At 67.7% G+C, this 14,802-nt stretch carries 12 protein-coding genes; 5 read left to right on the forward strand and 7 right to left on the reverse strand.

Features of this window, described 5'->3' with window-relative positions:
• Positions 1-456: 456 nt before the first annotated feature.
• The 3 genes from N4261_RS21330 to N4261_RS21340 all read right to left on the reverse strand — a co-directional run bounded on the left by N4261_RS21330 (position 457) and on the right by N4261_RS21340 (position 5,042).
• Positions 457-2,478 (reverse strand): S9 family peptidase, encoded by a 2,022-nt coding sequence (locus N4261_RS21330; protein WP_261757260.1) that lies wholly within the window; start codon positions 2,476-2,478, stop codon positions 457-459.
• Between the two features lie 210 nt (positions 2,479-2,688).
• The gene (guaD, locus tag N4261_RS21335) at positions 2,689-4,059 is read right to left on the reverse strand and encodes a guanine deaminase (protein WP_261757261.1); all 1,371 of its coding nucleotides are present in this window, start codon (positions 4,057-4,059) and stop codon (positions 2,689-2,691) included.
• Complete coding sequence (locus tag N4261_RS21340; protein ID WP_261757262.1) at positions 4,056-5,042, reverse strand: LysR family transcriptional regulator; 987 nt, start codon at positions 5,040-5,042, stop codon at positions 4,056-4,058. Before N4261_RS21340 ends, guaD begins: the two co-directional genes overlap by 4 nt.
• 150 nt (positions 5,043-5,192) lie before the next feature.
• Between N4261_RS21340 and xdhA the strand changes: the two genes are divergently transcribed.
• The 4 genes from xdhA (at position 5,193) to N4261_RS21360 (ending at position 10,042) form a co-directional block, all read left to right on the forward strand.
• Positions 5,193-6,773 carry a xanthine dehydrogenase small subunit gene (gene xdhA, locus N4261_RS21345; RefSeq protein WP_261757263.1) on the forward strand — a complete coding sequence of 527 codons (1,581 nt, stop codon included), beginning with the start codon at positions 5,193-5,195 and terminating at the stop codon, positions 6,771-6,773.
• Positions 6,770-9,145 (forward strand): xanthine dehydrogenase molybdopterin binding subunit, encoded by a 2,376-nt coding sequence (gene xdhB, locus N4261_RS21350; protein WP_261757264.1) that lies wholly within the window; start codon positions 6,770-6,772, stop codon positions 9,143-9,145. Before xdhA ends, xdhB begins: the two co-directional genes overlap by 4 nt.
• 195 nt (positions 9,146-9,340) lie before the next feature.
• The gene (locus N4261_RS21355; RefSeq protein ID WP_261757265.1) at positions 9,341-9,637 is read left to right on the forward strand and encodes a type II toxin-antitoxin system HigB family toxin; all 297 of its coding nucleotides are present in this window, start codon (positions 9,341-9,343) and stop codon (positions 9,635-9,637) included.
• A gap of 9 nt (positions 9,638-9,646) precedes the next feature.
• Positions 9,647-10,042 (forward strand): helix-turn-helix domain-containing protein, encoded by a 396-nt coding sequence (locus N4261_RS21360; protein ID WP_261757266.1) that lies wholly within the window; start codon positions 9,647-9,649, stop codon positions 10,040-10,042.
• A gap of 57 nt (positions 10,043-10,099) precedes the next feature.
• Here N4261_RS21360 and N4261_RS21365 read toward each other — a convergent pair whose 3' ends face one another.
• Both N4261_RS21365 and N4261_RS21370 read right to left on the reverse strand, forming a co-directional pair.
• Positions 10,100-10,930, reverse strand: coding sequence for an HDOD domain-containing protein (locus tag N4261_RS21365; protein ID WP_261757267.1), 831 nt, complete (start codon positions 10,928-10,930; stop codon positions 10,100-10,102).
• Between the two features lie 116 nt (positions 10,931-11,046).
• On the reverse strand, positions 11,047-11,817 hold the full coding sequence (locus tag N4261_RS21370) for a Crp/Fnr family transcriptional regulator (RefSeq protein ID WP_261757268.1): 771 nt from the start codon (positions 11,815-11,817) through the stop codon (positions 11,047-11,049).
• On the opposite strand from N4261_RS21370, the gene N4261_RS21375 reads away from it, so the two are divergent.
• Positions 11,807-12,205 (forward strand): hypothetical protein, encoded by a 399-nt coding sequence (locus N4261_RS21375; RefSeq protein WP_261757269.1) that lies wholly within the window; start codon positions 11,807-11,809, stop codon positions 12,203-12,205. The two genes, N4261_RS21370 and N4261_RS21375, sit on opposite strands and share 11 nt — an antisense overlap.
• 144 nt (positions 12,206-12,349) lie before the next feature.
• Here the strand turns inward: N4261_RS21375 and N4261_RS21380 are convergent, their stop codons facing one another.
• Both N4261_RS21380 and glxR read right to left on the reverse strand, forming a co-directional pair.
• The gene (locus tag N4261_RS21380; protein ID WP_261757270.1) at positions 12,350-13,651 is read right to left on the reverse strand and encodes a glycerate kinase type-2 family protein; all 1,302 of its coding nucleotides are present in this window, start codon (positions 13,649-13,651) and stop codon (positions 12,350-12,352) included.
• Between the two features lie 254 nt (positions 13,652-13,905).
• Positions 13,906-14,802 (reverse strand): 2-hydroxy-3-oxopropionate reductase, encoded by an 897-nt coding sequence (glxR, locus tag N4261_RS21385; protein ID WP_261757271.1) that lies wholly within the window; start codon positions 14,800-14,802, stop codon positions 13,906-13,908.

The raw sequence follows: 14,802 nt of genomic DNA on the forward strand, positions 1-14,802 counted from the left end.
ATCGCCCCTGGAACGAGCGGGAACTGCACCCGCAGCCGTCGAGCCGCTCGCCACGCCGTGGGCAGCCCTCGTGTACACCGGTCACACCGGCCGGTTGCCCTTGCTTGTGAGCGTTACAGATGGGCGCACATGCACAGGCCGATGGAAACACGCCTTTGCGGTCGGACACCCGTCCTGCCGGCGGCGACATGCGCTCGCAGGCCCGCCACACCGTCGTCCGTGACGCTGACCTGGCCGATCACACGCGATCCACCGCCGGACGACCGAGGCAGCGCATCGGGTCCATATCGGGTCCATCCGGTCCATCCGGTCCATCGGGTCCATCGGGTCCATCGGGTCCAGCATGCCCAGCAGGCCCCACAGCCGAGCGGACGCCAGCGTCACAAACGACGACGCCGAGTCGCTCATCGCGCTCGGCGTCGTGGGTCTGGCGGTGCCCCGTCTCCGGGGCGCGGCTTACAGGCCGGGCTTGAGGTATTTGTCCAGGAACTCCAGCATGCGGCGGTTGGCCTCCATCTGGTTCTTCTTCTTGGAGAAGCCGTGGCCTTCGTCGTCGAAGACCAGGTACTCGACTGGCACACCGTTCTTCTTCACCGCGGCGACGATCTCGTCACTCTCCGGCTGGATCACCCGCGGGTCGTTCTTGCCCTGGATCACCATCAAGGGCTTGCGGATCTCGCTGGCGTGGAAGAGCGGCGAGCTGGCGATCAGGCGGTCCTTCTCCTTCACCGGGTCCCCGATTTCCTGATAGAGCGCCTGGCGGAAGGACTCCCAGTACGGCGGGATCGACTCCAGCGTGCGCAGCCAGTTGGACACGCCGAAAATGTCGATGCCCACCTTGAATGCTTCCGGCCGGAAGGCCATCGCCGCCAGCGTCATGTAGCCGCCGTAGCTGCCGCCCATGATGCCGATGCGCTCGGGATCGACCACGCCGGTCGAGGCCAGCCAGGTCTTCGCTTCGATGCAATCCCACAGCGGCTCGCGGCCATGCTTGCCGTCGTCAGCGGTGAAGAAGCTCTTGCCGTAGCCGGAACTGCCGCGGTTGTTGATGCCCAGCACCGCATAGCCGTGATTGGCCAGGTACTGCATCAGCGCCGAATAGCCGCGCATGGTCTGCCCGCCGGGACCGCCGTGCACGAAGAGCACCGCCGGCACCTTGTTCGTCGGCGAGGCCTCCTTGGGCAGGTAGTAGACCGACGGAATCGGCAGGCCGTCGAACGACTTGAAGCGCACGATGCGGCCTTCCACCAGTTCCTCCGGGTCGATGTCCTTGGACAGCGAGCGGGTGAGCTGCTTCACCTGCCGGGTGCCGAAGTCGTAGACATAGAGGTTGCTGGGCGAGCGGTCCCCGTTCAGATAGAAGGCCATGCGCGCACTGGTGCGGGAGAAACTGACACCGCGCACTTCCCCGCCAGGCAGGCTGGGCAGCACGACCGGCTTGCCGTCGGCGGTCTGGACGATGCGCAGCGTCAGCGTCGCGTCGGCATTGATGCCGGTGACCCGGTAACGGCCGTCGCGCGAGTACATGCTGTAGGCGATGTCCCAGTCGGCCTTCTCCACCTCGGTGGTCTGGCCGGATTCCAGGTCGTAGGCCACCAGGCGGGTGAATTCGCTGCCGTCGTTGGAGCGCATCAGCAGGCGCCGCGCCCCGGGATCGAAGGTGGCCGCGGAATAGGCGGCCACGCCCTGGTGCGGCGTCACATGCTTGGTCTGCGCGGTCTCGACGTTGTAGAGCAGCACGTCAGTGTCGGCGGTGGTGGTGGTGCGGCCCAGCGCGATCCACTTGCCATTGCCGCTGATGTCTTCCACCGACAGCCCGGTCTCGTTCTTGTAGACCATCGTGCGCGCATAGGTCTTCGCGTCGTAGCGATAGAGGTCGAAGTAGCGGGCGTCGCGCTCGTTGGTGGAGACGTAGAAGGACTGGCCGTCGTCATGCCAGTCCAGGAACTGGGCCTTGAGCTTGTCACCCGGGGTGAGATCGCGCTCGGTGCCGTCGAGCTCGCGCACGTACAGATGGTTCTGCTCATTGCCGCCCTGGTCGCGGGTGTAGAGCACGCGGTCGTCATGGCGGAAGTAGCCGACGGCATAGTGGCTGTCGGTCTTGGAGCTCGTCAGCGCCACCGGTTCACCACCGTCCACAGACACGCTGTAGACATTGAAGATGCCGCTGGCATTGCTGCTGAACAGGATGCGCTTTTCATCCGCGGAGAACGACGCCCCGGAGACCGCGGTGGTCGCCATGAACTGCTCGATGGTGTAGCGCTTGGCAGGCCGCGGTGATGCCGGCGCTGCGGGCGCGACCTTCGTCGCGCGGACCTGGGTCGGCTTGCCGGCCGCAGGGCTGTCGGCCGCGTGGGCTGGCAGTGCGGCGAGCAGCGCGGCGGCGCCCAGGCACAGGCCCATGAAGGCGGACGCGAGGCGTCTGATCCCGTCCGGCGCCGCTGTCCTCGTCCCGATTCTGGCATTCATCTTGGTCATCACCTCTCCTTGATTCGCCAGGGTGGCACCCCAGCGTCGGCGACTATAGAACCGGGGACAGGTGTTGCCCATCCCCGCCGCGACAGGACGACCTGCCGTGCTGACCAACTGCCGCCATCGGTGGACAGACTGCCGGCGCTGGACGTCGGCGCCCCTCCAGCATCCCTCCAGCGCCCGAACCGCGCCTGCCCAAGCGCCCGGCTGAGGCCCTCAGTCGCGTCGGAACCGCGCCACCCCCGCCACATAGCTGGCCACCAGGTTGCGCTCGTCGGACAAGGTCATCCAGGCGAAGACGCGCTCATGCAGGTCGCGCGCCAGGTCCATCCGGCCCTGCGCCACCGGCCCGCTGGCCCAGTCCCAGATGCAGACATCCGCCAGCGTCCCCGGGTCGAAGTGCCCCAGCTCGCTGGACAGATCCAAGGCCTCGGCCGCCCCCCGGGTGGCGGCATGCAGCCCGCACCAGGCCGTCATCCGTTGGCCCTTGAGCGCCTGCACCTTGTAGCCGTCCGACAGGGTGCGCTGGGTCGACAGCGAGGTGCCGCCGCCGACATCGCTCGCCACGCTGACCGCCACACCCGCCGCCAGGTGGGCCGGCCAGTCGAACAGCCCGCTGCCCAGGAACAGGTTGGACGACGGGCAATGGGCGATCTGGGCCCCGGTGCGCGCCAGCACCGCCCGATCGGTCTCGTCCAGCCAGATGCCGTGCGCCAGCACCGCGCGAGGATGGAGCAGGCCGACCCGGTCATAGACGTCCAGGTAGCTGCGGGCCTCGGGGAAGAGTCGCGCCACCCAGTCGACCTCGCTGCGGTTTTCGGCCACATGGGTCTGCATGTAGAGCGTCGGATCCGCCCGGCACAGCGCGCCGGCCATCGCCAGTTGCTCCGGCGTGCTGGTCGGAGCGAAACGCACCGTCACCGCATAAGCCAACCGTTCGCGCCGATGGTGGCGGGCGATCAGGTCCAAGCAGTCGCGTTCGGCCTGGTGCACGTCGTCACGCAGGCCGTCGGGCGCGTGACGGTCCATCAGGATCTTGCCGGTGATCAGCCGCATGCCGCGTGCGGCGGCGGCCTCGAACAGCGCTTCCGCCGAGACCTTGTGCACCGTCGGGTAGACCACCGCCGCAGTGGTCCCGTGCGCCAGCAGCGCGTCCAGGAAGCGGGCGGCGCCCTCCTGCGCGACGTCCGGATCCTGATAGCGGCGTTCGGCCGGGAAGGTGTAGGTGTTGAGCCAATCCAGCAGCTCGGTTCCATACGAGGCGATGACATCGAGCTGCGGGCTGTGCACATGGGTATCAACGAAGCCCGGCAGGATCAGCCGCCCGCTGTGATCTTCACGCTGCCAGCCCTCGCCCGGATCGTCGGCCTGGACGCCGACGATGCGGCCCTGCTCGATCAGCAGCCAGTGACCGGGGCGAAAGCGCACCGCCGGGTCATCTACCCGGGCCCAGGCGGGCGCGGCGGTGAAATCCAGCAAGTCGCCCTTGAGCGCGAGGCGAGCGGGCGCGGCCGAAGCGGCCGAGCGGGACAAGGCAGAAGAAGCCGAGCTGGAAGAAGCCGAGGCGGGAAATGAGGAGGACGTCATTCGGAAAGCGCAGGAGATCGATTCGGATCGGTGGGCGGTTTGACCAGTTCACGGGCGACCTCGCGCACCTGTTCGCGCAGCCAGCGCAGTGGTGCGCTGGCATGGCTGAGGTCGTGCCACAGCTGGTAGTAGGTCATGGCCGGAAAGGCGACCGGACAGCGCAGGATGGTCACCGGCAAGCTGTCCACATAGCGTTGGCAGAACAGCCGGCCGGTGGTCAGCACCAACAGGCTGCGGGCCACCATCTGCGGCAATTGGCCGAAGTGGGCGCAGCGCACTGCGATGCGGCGTTCCAGACCCAGCGAGGCCAGGTGCTGCTCGATCACGCCGGGCTGGCCCGGGCTGAGCGGCATCGGCGCCAGATGCTGACCATCGAGATAGCGCTCCTGCGTCCAGGCGCGCGGACGCATGCGCGCGGCCGGATGCTGGTCACTGACCAAGCAGACCACCTCGTCGCTCAGCAGCCGGCCCATGTGCAGCTCTCCGGGCGGCTCCAGCCAGTTGCCGATCACCAAGTCCACCTCGCCGCGGGCGAGCGAGGCGCGGTAGTCGTATTCGGCGGTCAGCGGCTGGAGGTCGATCTGCACGCCGGGCGCCAGACGCTGTAGACGAGCGACCAACTGCGGCAGGAACAGGGGGTCCAGGTAATCGCTGGCGGCGATCCGATAGCGCAGCTCGGCCGTCGCCGGATCGAAGCCGCTGCGCCGAAGCCGGCTGCCGAAGAGTTCATCGGCCTCGCGCAGCAGGCGTTCGGCGGGCGCCAGCAATTCCAGCGCGGTGGCCGTGGGCGTCATGCCCGCCCCGCTGCGCACCAGCAGCGGATCGCCGGTGAGCGCGCGCAATCGCCGCAGCTGCACGCTCAAGGCGGGCTGCGTACTGCCGAGCCGCATCGCGGCCCTGGACACACTGCGCTCAAGAATCAAGGTATGCAGGACCCGCACCAATTGGAGCTCGATCTTGTCGAAGTTCAGCGATTCCGACATATGCAACAACTTATAGAGGTTATGTTCGGCATCGTATAACCATGTCGACCGAGGCGGGTTACCGTTCCGGGTAATTGCATCTACCGCCGGCTTTGGCTGGAAGGGGTGCGTCTTTCGCGCGTTGCTGTCCGCTTTCCGAGCCGTCGCCCCATGACCGTGTCCCGTCCCATCCGCTTCGTCCATCAGGGCCGCCTGCAGTCCGTGACGGACCTCGCCCCCACCACCACGGTGCTGCAGTACCTGCGCGAGCAAGCGCACTGCGCCGGCACCAAGGAAGGCTGCGCCGAGGGCGACTGCGGCGCCTGCACGGTGGTGGTGGCGAGCCTGGACCAGGGCGGGCAAGGCCTCTCGCTGCGCAACGTCAATGCCTGCATCCAGTTCCTGCCGATGCTGGACGGCCAGGCGCTGCTGACGGTGGAGGATCTGGGCAGCAGCACCGCGCTGCATCCGGTCCAACAGGCGCTGGTGGACTGCCACGGCTCGCAATGCGGCTTCTGCACCCCGGGCTTCGCGATGACGATGCAGGCGCTGTATGAGCGCCACCAGGCGGACGGCACACGCCCCACGCGTCAGCAACTGGCCGATGATCTCGCCGGCAACCTCTGCCGCTGCACCGGCTACCGACCGCTGCTGGACGCCGGTGAGCGCATGTTCGACGCGCCGCCACAAACGCTGGACCGCGCGCCCTTGATCGCGGCGCTGCGCACCCTGCGCGAGGATCCACCGCTGCACTACGAGGCGCACGCTCGTGACGGCGCCACGCAGCACGTGTTCGCACCGCACAGCCTGGAGGCATTTGCCGAGCTGCGTGAGCGGCTGCCGCAGGCGCGTCTCGTGGCGGGCGCCACGGATGTGGGCCTGTGGGTCAACAAGCAGCACCGTGAACTGGGCGATGTGATCCTGACGGCACGGGTTGAAGCCTTGCGGCAGATCGAGGCCACGCCCACGGCCCTGCGCATCGGTGCGGCGGTGCCCCTGGAAGAGGCCTGGCGCGCGCTCACCGCGCGCGAGCCGGCGCTGCGCGAGCTCTGGCTGCGCTTTGCGTCGCCGCCAGTGCGCCATGCCGGGACGCTGGGGGGCAACCTGGCCAACGGCTCGCCCATCGGCGACGGCGCCCCCGCGATGATCGCCCTGGATGCGCAACTGGTGCTGCGTCGCGGTACTCAATCGCGCAGGCTGCCGCTGGAAGCGTTCTATCTGGATTACATGAAGAATGCGCTGCAGCCCGGCGAGTTCGTGGAGGCCATCGAGGTGCCCCTGCGCGATCCGGATGCGGCACCTCACGCATCCACCGTGGACAGCGCCGGCGGCAGCGCCAACGCCGGCGGTACCACCGCCGTCACCACGCTGCGGGCCTACAAGATCTCCAAGCGCTATGACAGCGACATCTCCGCCGTCTGCGCGGTGCTGAAGCTCACCACCACACAGGGCGTCGTCAGCGACGTCCGATTTGTCTTCGGCGGCATGGCCGGCATCGTCAAGCGGGCCGCCCATGCCGAGGCCGTCGTGCGCGGGCGGCGCTGGGACGAGGCCACGCAAGCGGCCGCCGCGGCGGCGCTGTCCGACGACTTCCAGCCGCTGACCGATCTGCGCGCCAGCGCCGATTACCGGTCGCGGGTGGCCGCCAATCTGATCCGACGCTTCTGGCTGGAGACTCGGGAGGACGACCCACTGGACACCGCCGCCACCAGCGTCTGGCAGGTCATCCCTCCACAGCGGAGCGTCGCATGAACAAGCCGCTCGATCTGCGCGATTTGCCCGACCTGCCAAGCCAAGCGCGGTCGGCCAAGTCCCTGAAGACCGCCACGCCGCAGCCGCAGGTCGGCATCAGCCGGGTGCATGAGGCCGCCCATCTGCATGTCAGCGGCGAGGCGGTCTACACCGATGACATTGCCGAAGCGCAAGGCACCCTGCATGCGGCATTGGGGCTGTCGCCGGTGGCGCATGGCCGCTTGCTGTCGATCGACCTGGAAATGCTACGACGCCAGCCTGGCGTCGTGGCGGTCCTGACGGTGGCCGACCTGCCCGGAGAGAACAACTGCGGTCCGCTGGTGCACGATGACCCCATCCTGGCCGACGGCGAACTGCGCTACCTGGGGCAGCCGGTCTATGCCGTCATCGCCACCGATCGCGAACTCGCCCGCCGCGCCGCCGCGATGGCCCGGCAGGTCGTCCGCACCGAGGCGCTGCCTGCCGTGCTGACGGCCCGCGAGGCCCATGCCCAAGGGCTCTACGTGGTGCCGCCGATGCACCTGTCCCGCGGGGATCCCGCCGCCGCGCTGGCGGCCGCGCCACACCGGCTCGACGGCGAGTGGGCCGTCGGCGGTCAGGAGCAGTTCTATCTGGAAGGCCAGATCAGCTACGCGCTGCCGCAGGAAAACCAGGGCGTGCTGATCCACTGCTCGACCCAGCATCCGTCGGAAATGCAGCAGCTGGTGGCCCATGCGCTGGGCTGGTCGGCTCATCAGGTGACGGTGCAATGCCGACGCATGGGCGGCGGCTTCGGCGGCAAGGAATCGCAATCGGCGCTGTTCGCCTGCGTCGCCGCCGTGGCCGCGACCCGGTTGCGCAAGCCGGTGAAGTTGCGGGTGGACCGCGACGACGATTTCCTGATCACCGGTCGCCGACACGGCTTCGACTACCGCTGGTCGGTCGGCTTCGATGACGACGGTTTGCTGCTGGCGGCCGAGATCGACCTGATCTCGAATTGCGGCCACAGCGCCGATCTCTCCGCGCCGGTGATGGCGCGAGCGCTGTGCCATTTCGACAATGCCTACTGGCTGCCGCATGTGGCGATGCACGGCTACTGCGCGCGCACGAACACCCAGAGCAACACCGCCTTCCGCGGCTTCGGCGGCCCGCAGGGCGCGCTGGCGATCGAGATGATCCTGGACGGCGTGGCGCGGCGGCTGGGCCTGGACCCACTTCTGGTGCGGCAACGCAATTTCTATCGACCGGGTCAGGACGTCACGCCCTATGGGCAGCAGATCGACGACCACCTGCTGCAGCCGCTCACCGATCAGCTCATCACGAGTTCGGCCTATCACGACCGACGCGCCGAGATCGCCGCCTTCAATGCCTCGAGTCCGGTGCTCAAACGCGGCATGGCGCTGACGCCGGTGAAGTTCGGCATCTCGTTCAATGTCGTCCATCTGAACCAGGCGGGCGCGCTGGTGCATGTCTATACCGACGGCTCGGTGCTGGTCAATCACGGCGGCACCGAGATGGGCCAGGGGCTCAACACCAAGGTCGCGCAGGTGGTGGCGCATGAGCTGGGCGTGCCGGCGCACACGGTGCGGGCCAGTGCCACCGACACCAGCAAGGTGGCCAACACCTCCGCCACGGCGGCGTCCACCGGGTCCGATCTCAACGGCAAGGCCGCCCAGGATGCCGCCCGCAAGATCAGGCAGCGCCTGCTGCCGCTGGCGGCCCGCCTGCTGGACTGCAACGAGACGGAGGTGGTGTTCAACGCCGGCCAGGTGCACGGCGGTGACCGCTCGATGACCTTCCAGGCGCTGGTGGCGCAGGCCTACCTGAACCGCCTGCAGCTGTGGAGTGATGGCTTCTATGCCACGCCGGGCCTGCATTGGGACCGGGCCAAGCTGCAGGGTCATCCCTTCTACTACTACGCCTATGGGGCGGCGGTGGCCGAGGTGGTGGTGGACACGCTCAGCGGCGAGCACCGGGTGCTGCGAGCGGACGTGCTGCATGACGTCGGGCAGTCGCTCAATCCGGCGCTGGACATCGGTCAGGTGGAAGGCGCGTTCGTGCAGGGACAGGGTTGGCTCACCTGCGAGGAGCTGGTCTGGCATCCGCAGTCCGGGCTGCTGCTGACCCACGCACCGAGCACCTACAAGATCCCCACGGCCAACGACATGCCACGCGACTTCCGCGTGGCCCTGTTCGATGCGCCCAACCGCGCGGACAGCATCCATCGCTCCAAGGCCGTGGGCGAGCCGCCGCTGCTGCTGCCGTTCTCGGTGCTGCTCGCGATCAAGGATGCGGTCGCCGCCTGCGGGCCCGCGCGCTGCGATCCGCCGCTTCGGGCGCCCGCCACGCCGGAGGCGGTGCTGGATGCGGTGGAGGCGACGCGAGCGATGTAACGGCTGGCGAAGTGACTGTCTGGCGATTGGGACGTGGGCAAGGCAAAGGGAAAGCGCGAAGAACGGAGCGGCCGGGTCACGGCACCGCAGGCACAGCCGAACCTGACAGTCGTCAGTTCGTACGCACGCAACATATCACCCAGCTTTACCAGATCCCAATTTGGGACTACCATTTGAATCACAGCAGAATGCAGCATGAAAGTGATCGCCAGATCGACATTAGAGGCGTTTTGGCTCTTACATCCTGACGCTGAGCAACCCTTGAAATCTTGGTTCGACGAAGTTTCAAAGGCGAAATGGGCAACTCCCCAGGAGCTCAAGGCGCAGTTTCGAAACGCCAGTGTTCGCCCAGGCAGGCGCGTGATCTTCAACATCAAGGGCAATGACTATCGACTTGTGACCGCGGTGGCTTACAGGTTTCAAGCCGTCTACATCAAATTCATCGGGACCCATGAGCAGTACGACGCAATTGACGTTGACACCGTAGGCTAGGAGTGAGTTATGGAGATTCGTCCGATTCGAAATCACGAGGACTATCAGGCCGCATTGGCGGCCGTTGCTCCTTTTTTTGAGCGAGAGCCTGAGGTCGGCAGCGTAGAAGGTGACACGTTTGAGGTGCTCTTGACGCTGATCGACGCCTATGAATCGAAGCTCTACCCGATCACGACGCCGGATCCTATTGAGGCCATCAAATTCCGCATGGAGCAATCAGGACTGACGGTCCATGATCTCGTTCCCATGATCGGGGCGAAGAATCGTGTCTATGAAGTGCTCGCTGGCACGCGTCCCCTCACCTTGGCCATGATTCGCGCTTTGCACAGCGGACTGGGACTTGCGGCGGACGTATTGATACAGCCCCGCACCATTCGCCGGTCCCCATCGGGCGAGGCGCGCTAACGCGCCACCGACTCACCAGGAGTCTGAAGCGTGGATGGCCCCGCCAGCAGGTTCAGTTCAGTGCAACAGCAGATCGACATCCGCGCCGGGGTCGCCCGCGCCTTCCAGCCTCAGGCGCAGGAAGTCCAGGTCCAGATGCAGATGCTCGACCAACTCCGGCACCGCCACCTGCAGGGCCTTGATTGGGTCTTGCCGCTGGTCCGCCGCATCGGCCAGCACCTCGGCCAGATGCAGCACTGCGGCCAGCAGGGAAAACGGTCGGATCTCCAGCGGCGCGTTGGCGTCCTTGAACGCCTCCACCAGACTGCCGGGGAACTGCCAGTGCGCGGCCAGCGCCGCCGTCACGTCCGCATGGGTGCAGGCAAAGCGGTGCATCTCCAACGAAAACCGGCTGCCCGGCTCGGACGCATGCGATTCCACATCTGCCACCTGCTCCGGCTCGCGGATCGCCATGAGCAGTTGGCCGGTGCGCAGCATCAGGCCGGCGATGTAGGCGGTGTCCGCATCGCCTTGCAACAGCTTGGACAGCAGTCGTGCATAGCCGGCGGTACGGATGCTGTGCCGCCAGAAGCGTTCCCGGTCCAGGCCGTTGACCTTGGGAAAGGTGCCGGAAATGCTGGCGGCCATCGCCAGATTGCGCAGCGTCTCCAGGCCCAACGCCATCGCGGCATCCTGCAGCGTGGCCACCGTGTGGGAGGGGCTGTAGCGGGCCGAGTTGGCCAGGCGAAGCACCTTGGCCGACAGCGTCGAGTCCTTGCCGATCAGCTCGGCGATCTGGCTCAGGCTGGCACTGTCATCGTCCAGGCTGTGGAGCAGCCGCCGCCCGACCTCAGGCATGACCGGCAAGGCCGCATGACTGCCGAAGAACCGTTCCGCGCTGGTGTTCATCACGCCGACTCCGCAATAAGCCTCGGTGCAACGAGTCTATGCCTGTCCTCCGGCGCCGACCAGCGTCCGGCCACCGCCTGTCCTCGTCTGACACGACATGCCCCCGTCCAGTCGCGTCAGAAGTCACGCGCCAGCCGCATCAGGCCGATGCGGTCCAGCAACGCCACTTCGTAACCGTCCACGCTGACCAGCCGCCGCCGCGCCAACTGGCGCAGGATGCGGGAGAAGGTTTCGGGCGAGATCGCCAACTGCGATGCCACATCCCGCTTGCGTTCACCGATCTCCAGCCGCGCATGCGGGCCGGCCCGCCGCATCAGCCAGGCGGCGACCCGCCCCAGCGCATCCTTGGTCGACAGGTCATGCAGCGCATCCTGGACCTCCCTCATCTGCCCGCCCAACGCGCGCATCAGGGCCTCCAGCACCTCCGGTTGCCGCCGCAGCCAGCCGCGCGCCACCGCCATCGGCCATTCGAGCACCAGCGTCACCGAGGCGCTGGTCGCGCAGGCATCCAGGTCGTAGGTGGTGCCCAGCCAGGCGGTGTGCAGATCCAGCCAGGCCGGCGACCGCACCGTGCGCTTGAGCTGGAAGCTCTGCATCAGCGCATCGGTCGGACCCCCCGCATGTCGCCCCAGACCGACGCAGCCTTCGCAGACTGCTCGCAGCAACGTCGCTGGCTGGCCCTGGCGATGAATCGCCGCCCCCTGCCGGAAGGCCCGCAACTGGACCATGCTGTTCAGGGCCTGGCTCAGCTCGACATCGACAGCCAGGCCGGGCAGCAGTCGAGGCCAGTCGACCAGCCCTTCAGGCCTCAGCACCGAGGGCAGCGCGCCGTCAAGGTCAAGCGACGGGCGCTTGCTGACCGCGTGCGTTTCAGCGGTGGAGAACACCGAAGCTGGCGCTGACGATATCGATGGGAATGAGGAGGTCGACGACGTCGACGAGGTCGAAGCAATCGACGCAGTAGAAGCAATCGACGCAGTCGAAACAGTCGAAGCGGACGACATCGACCACGGCGGCATCGACGACAACCCCAGCGCTGAAGGCGGCAAGGCCCCCGGCAGCGCGCCCTGGCAGCCCGGGACCGTCACGGGCGGGGACAGGGTCGCGTACACGGACGGCGCCTCGGCCACCTGGGGCCAGGTCGAATCAGGTGACGGGGACGGCAAGGCAGGCTCGGGCGCGGAACCTGTGGGGCATGCAGGGTCTGACACGGCGCGGATGGGGAAAAACCAAAACCGCAATGTCGCGGCCTTGCCGCGCACGAACGTTGAGTGAGGTCAACAACGGCGCCGTCGACCGTTACTGTTTCAAATGGATACGACCATGACAACGCGCCGCCCAGCATGCCGACGCCCGCCGAGCACCGAGCACCGAGCACCGAGCGCGGCCGCACCGCATCCCGCGCTGCCAGCTCCGCACTCACCGCACCAGCAAGGCGCGGAAATCGTTGACGTTGGTCTGCGTCGGTCCGGTGACGATCAGATCACCCAGCGCTTCGAAGAAGGCATAGCCGTTGTTGGCTGCCAGCAGTTCCGCCGGCTTCAAGCCCAGCGCGCGGGCGCGCGCCAGGCTGTTCGGCGCGATGAAGCCGCCGGCGTTGTCCTCCACGCCGTCGATGCCGTCAGTGTCCGCCGCCAGGGCCCAGACGCCGGGTTGACCGTCCAGCGCCAGCGCACAGCCCAGCAGGAATTCGCCCGCCCGACCGCCGCGACCCGGGTTCGGCTTGAGGGTGACCGTCGTCTCCCCGCCCGACAGAATCAGGCAGGGCTTGGCGAACGGCTCGCCATGACGGGCGACCGAGCGCGCCAACGCTGCATGCACCCGACCCACCTCCCGGGACTCGCCCTCGATCTCGTCGGACAGCACATGGGTGGTCAGGCCCAGCGCACGGGCCGCCTCCGCCGCCGCCTGCAGGCTTTGGCGGGGCGCTGCGATGATGCGTTGTTCATGGCCCTCGAAGCAGGCATCGCCCGGCTTGGGCGTCTCCCACTCGCCGCGTGACAGCGCCTCACGCGCCCGATCCGGCAGGGCAATGCCGTAGCGGGCGCAGATGGCCAGCGCATCGGCGCAGGTGGTGGCGTCGGGCACGGTGGGCCCGGAGGCGATGACGGCCGGATCGTCGCCCGGCACGTCGGAGATCATCAAGGTGAGCACCCGCGCCGGCGCGCAGGCCGCCGCCAGCCGACCGCCCTTGATCGCCGACAGATGCTTGCGCACACAGTTCATCTCCGCGATGCCAGCGCCGCTGGCCAGCAGCGCGCGATTGACCGCCTGCTTGTCTGCCAGCGTCAGGCCCGGGGCGGGCAGCGACAGCAAGGCCGAGCCCCCGCCGGAGATCAGGCAGATGACCTGGTCGTCCGCCGTCAGACCGAAGTCTTTGACCCCTTGCAGCATGCGGGCGGCTGCGCGTTCTCCGGCTGCATCCGGCACCGGGTGCGCGGCCTCGACGATCTCCAGCCGCTGTGGCCGGTAGTCCGGCGGGACATGGCCGTAGCGGGTGATCACCAGACCGGAGAGCGGTGCGCTCGCGGGCCAGGCGGCTTCCAGCGCCTTTGCCATCGATCCGCCCCCCTTGCCCGCGCCGAGCACCAAGGTGCGCCCCTTGGGCGGCGGTGGCAGATGATCCGCCAGGATCTTGCCGGGGAGCGCCCGCGCCACCGCCACCTGATAGAGGTGGCGCAACAAGGCGCGGGGATCATCGAGAAGCGAGGCCTGGTTCATGGGCGCCCATTATGCGAAGTCGGAAGGAAAGGCGGTGCCGACACCATCGCCTCGGCACCGCAGGCGCGATTCAGAGGTGGCTCCGCCCGGCCCGTCAGGGTCACCGCCCGGTGCCACCGCTCGAAGCGCCAGATCAAAGGGACAGCTCGAAGGGCCAGCTGGAAGTGTCGGCTGGAAGGGCCAGCTCGGGGATGACACCGCCAGCGCGTCGCCCACCCGCGGCACGGGCCCTTCAAGGCCCGCTCGGTGCGGCCTCAGGACGTGGTGTCGCCCAGCTCGTGATGGCCCATCAGCTCGATGGCGCGCACCAGTGCAGAGTGATCCAGCTGATCCCAGCCTTGCGCGGCGGCCGTCTGCATCAGCTGCGCGGTGTTGGCGGTGTTGGGCAAGGCCAGGCTCATCGCCTTGGCGCTCTGCAGTGCCAGGTTCAGGTCCTTCTGATGCAGGGCGATGCGGAAGCCGGGATTGAAGGTGCGCTTGATCATGCGCTCGCCGTGCACTTCGAGGATGCGGCTGGAAGCGAAGCCGCCCATCAGCGCCTCACGCACCTTGGCGGGATCGGCACCGGCCTTGGACGCAAACACCAGGGCCTCGCTGACCGCTGCGATGTTCAGGGCCACGATGATCTGGTTGGCCACCTTGCAGGTCTGCCCGGCACCCGCCCCCCCGACCAGGGTGATGTTCTTGCCCATCAGCTCGAACAGCGGCTTGATGCGGTCGAACACCGCCTGATCGCCGCCGACCATGATGGTCAGCGTGCCGGCCTTGGCCCCCACCTCGCCGCCGGAGACCGGCGCATCCAGCCAGTCCGCACCCAGGGCCTGGATGCGCTGGGCGATGTCCTTGGTGGCCATCGGCGAGATCGAGCTCATGTCCACCACCGTCTTGCCCTTGGACAGCCCGGCGGCCACACCGCCCTCGCCGAACAGCACCCGCTCCACGTCCGGCGTGTCCGGGACCATGGTGAAGATCACATCGGCCTGCCGGGCCACTTCGGTGGCGCTGGCGCACACGGTGGCGCCGGTGGCCTTGATCTCGTCGCGCACCTGGCTGCGGGTGTGCACGAACAGGGTGTGGCCGCCCGCTGCCAGACGGACCGCCATCGGCGCGCCCATGATGCCGAGGCCGATGAAACCGATCTTGATGCTCAT

The organism is Roseateles amylovorans (genome assembly GCF_025398155.2).
In the GTDB taxonomy this organism is placed as follows: Bacteria; Pseudomonadota; Gammaproteobacteria; order Burkholderiales; family Burkholderiaceae_C; genus Roseateles; species Roseateles amylovorans.

Coding starts and splice junctions, on each gene's coding strand:
- N4261_RS21330 (WP_261757260.1), bottom strand. CDS start 2,478: ATGACCAAGATGAATGCCAGAATCGGGACGAGGACAGCGGCGCCGGAC.
- guaD (WP_261757261.1), bottom strand. CDS start 4,059: ATGACGTCCTCCTCATTTCCCGCCTCGGCTTCTTCCAGCTCGGCTTCT.
- N4261_RS21340 (WP_261757262.1), bottom strand. CDS start 5,042: ATGTCGGAATCGCTGAACTTCGACAAGATCGAGCTCCAATTGGTGCGG.
- xdhA (WP_261757263.1), top strand. CDS start 5,193: ATGACCGTGTCCCGTCCCATCCGCTTCGTCCATCAGGGCCGCCTGCAG.
- xdhB (WP_261757264.1), top strand. CDS start 6,770: ATGAACAAGCCGCTCGATCTGCGCGATTTGCCCGACCTGCCAAGCCAA.
- N4261_RS21355 (WP_261757265.1), top strand. CDS start 9,341: ATGAAAGTGATCGCCAGATCGACATTAGAGGCGTTTTGGCTCTTACAT.
- N4261_RS21360 (WP_261757266.1), top strand. CDS start 9,647: ATGGAGATTCGTCCGATTCGAAATCACGAGGACTATCAGGCCGCATTG.
- N4261_RS21365 (WP_261757267.1), bottom strand. CDS start 10,930: ATGAACACCAGCGCGGAACGGTTCTTCGGCAGTCATGCGGCCTTGCCG.
- N4261_RS21380 (WP_261757270.1), bottom strand. CDS start 13,651: ATGAACCAGGCCTCGCTTCTCGATGATCCCCGCGCCTTGTTGCGCCAC.
- glxR (WP_261757271.1), bottom strand. CDS start 14,802: ATGAGCATCAAGATCGGTTTCATCGGCCTCGGCATCATGGGCGCGCCG.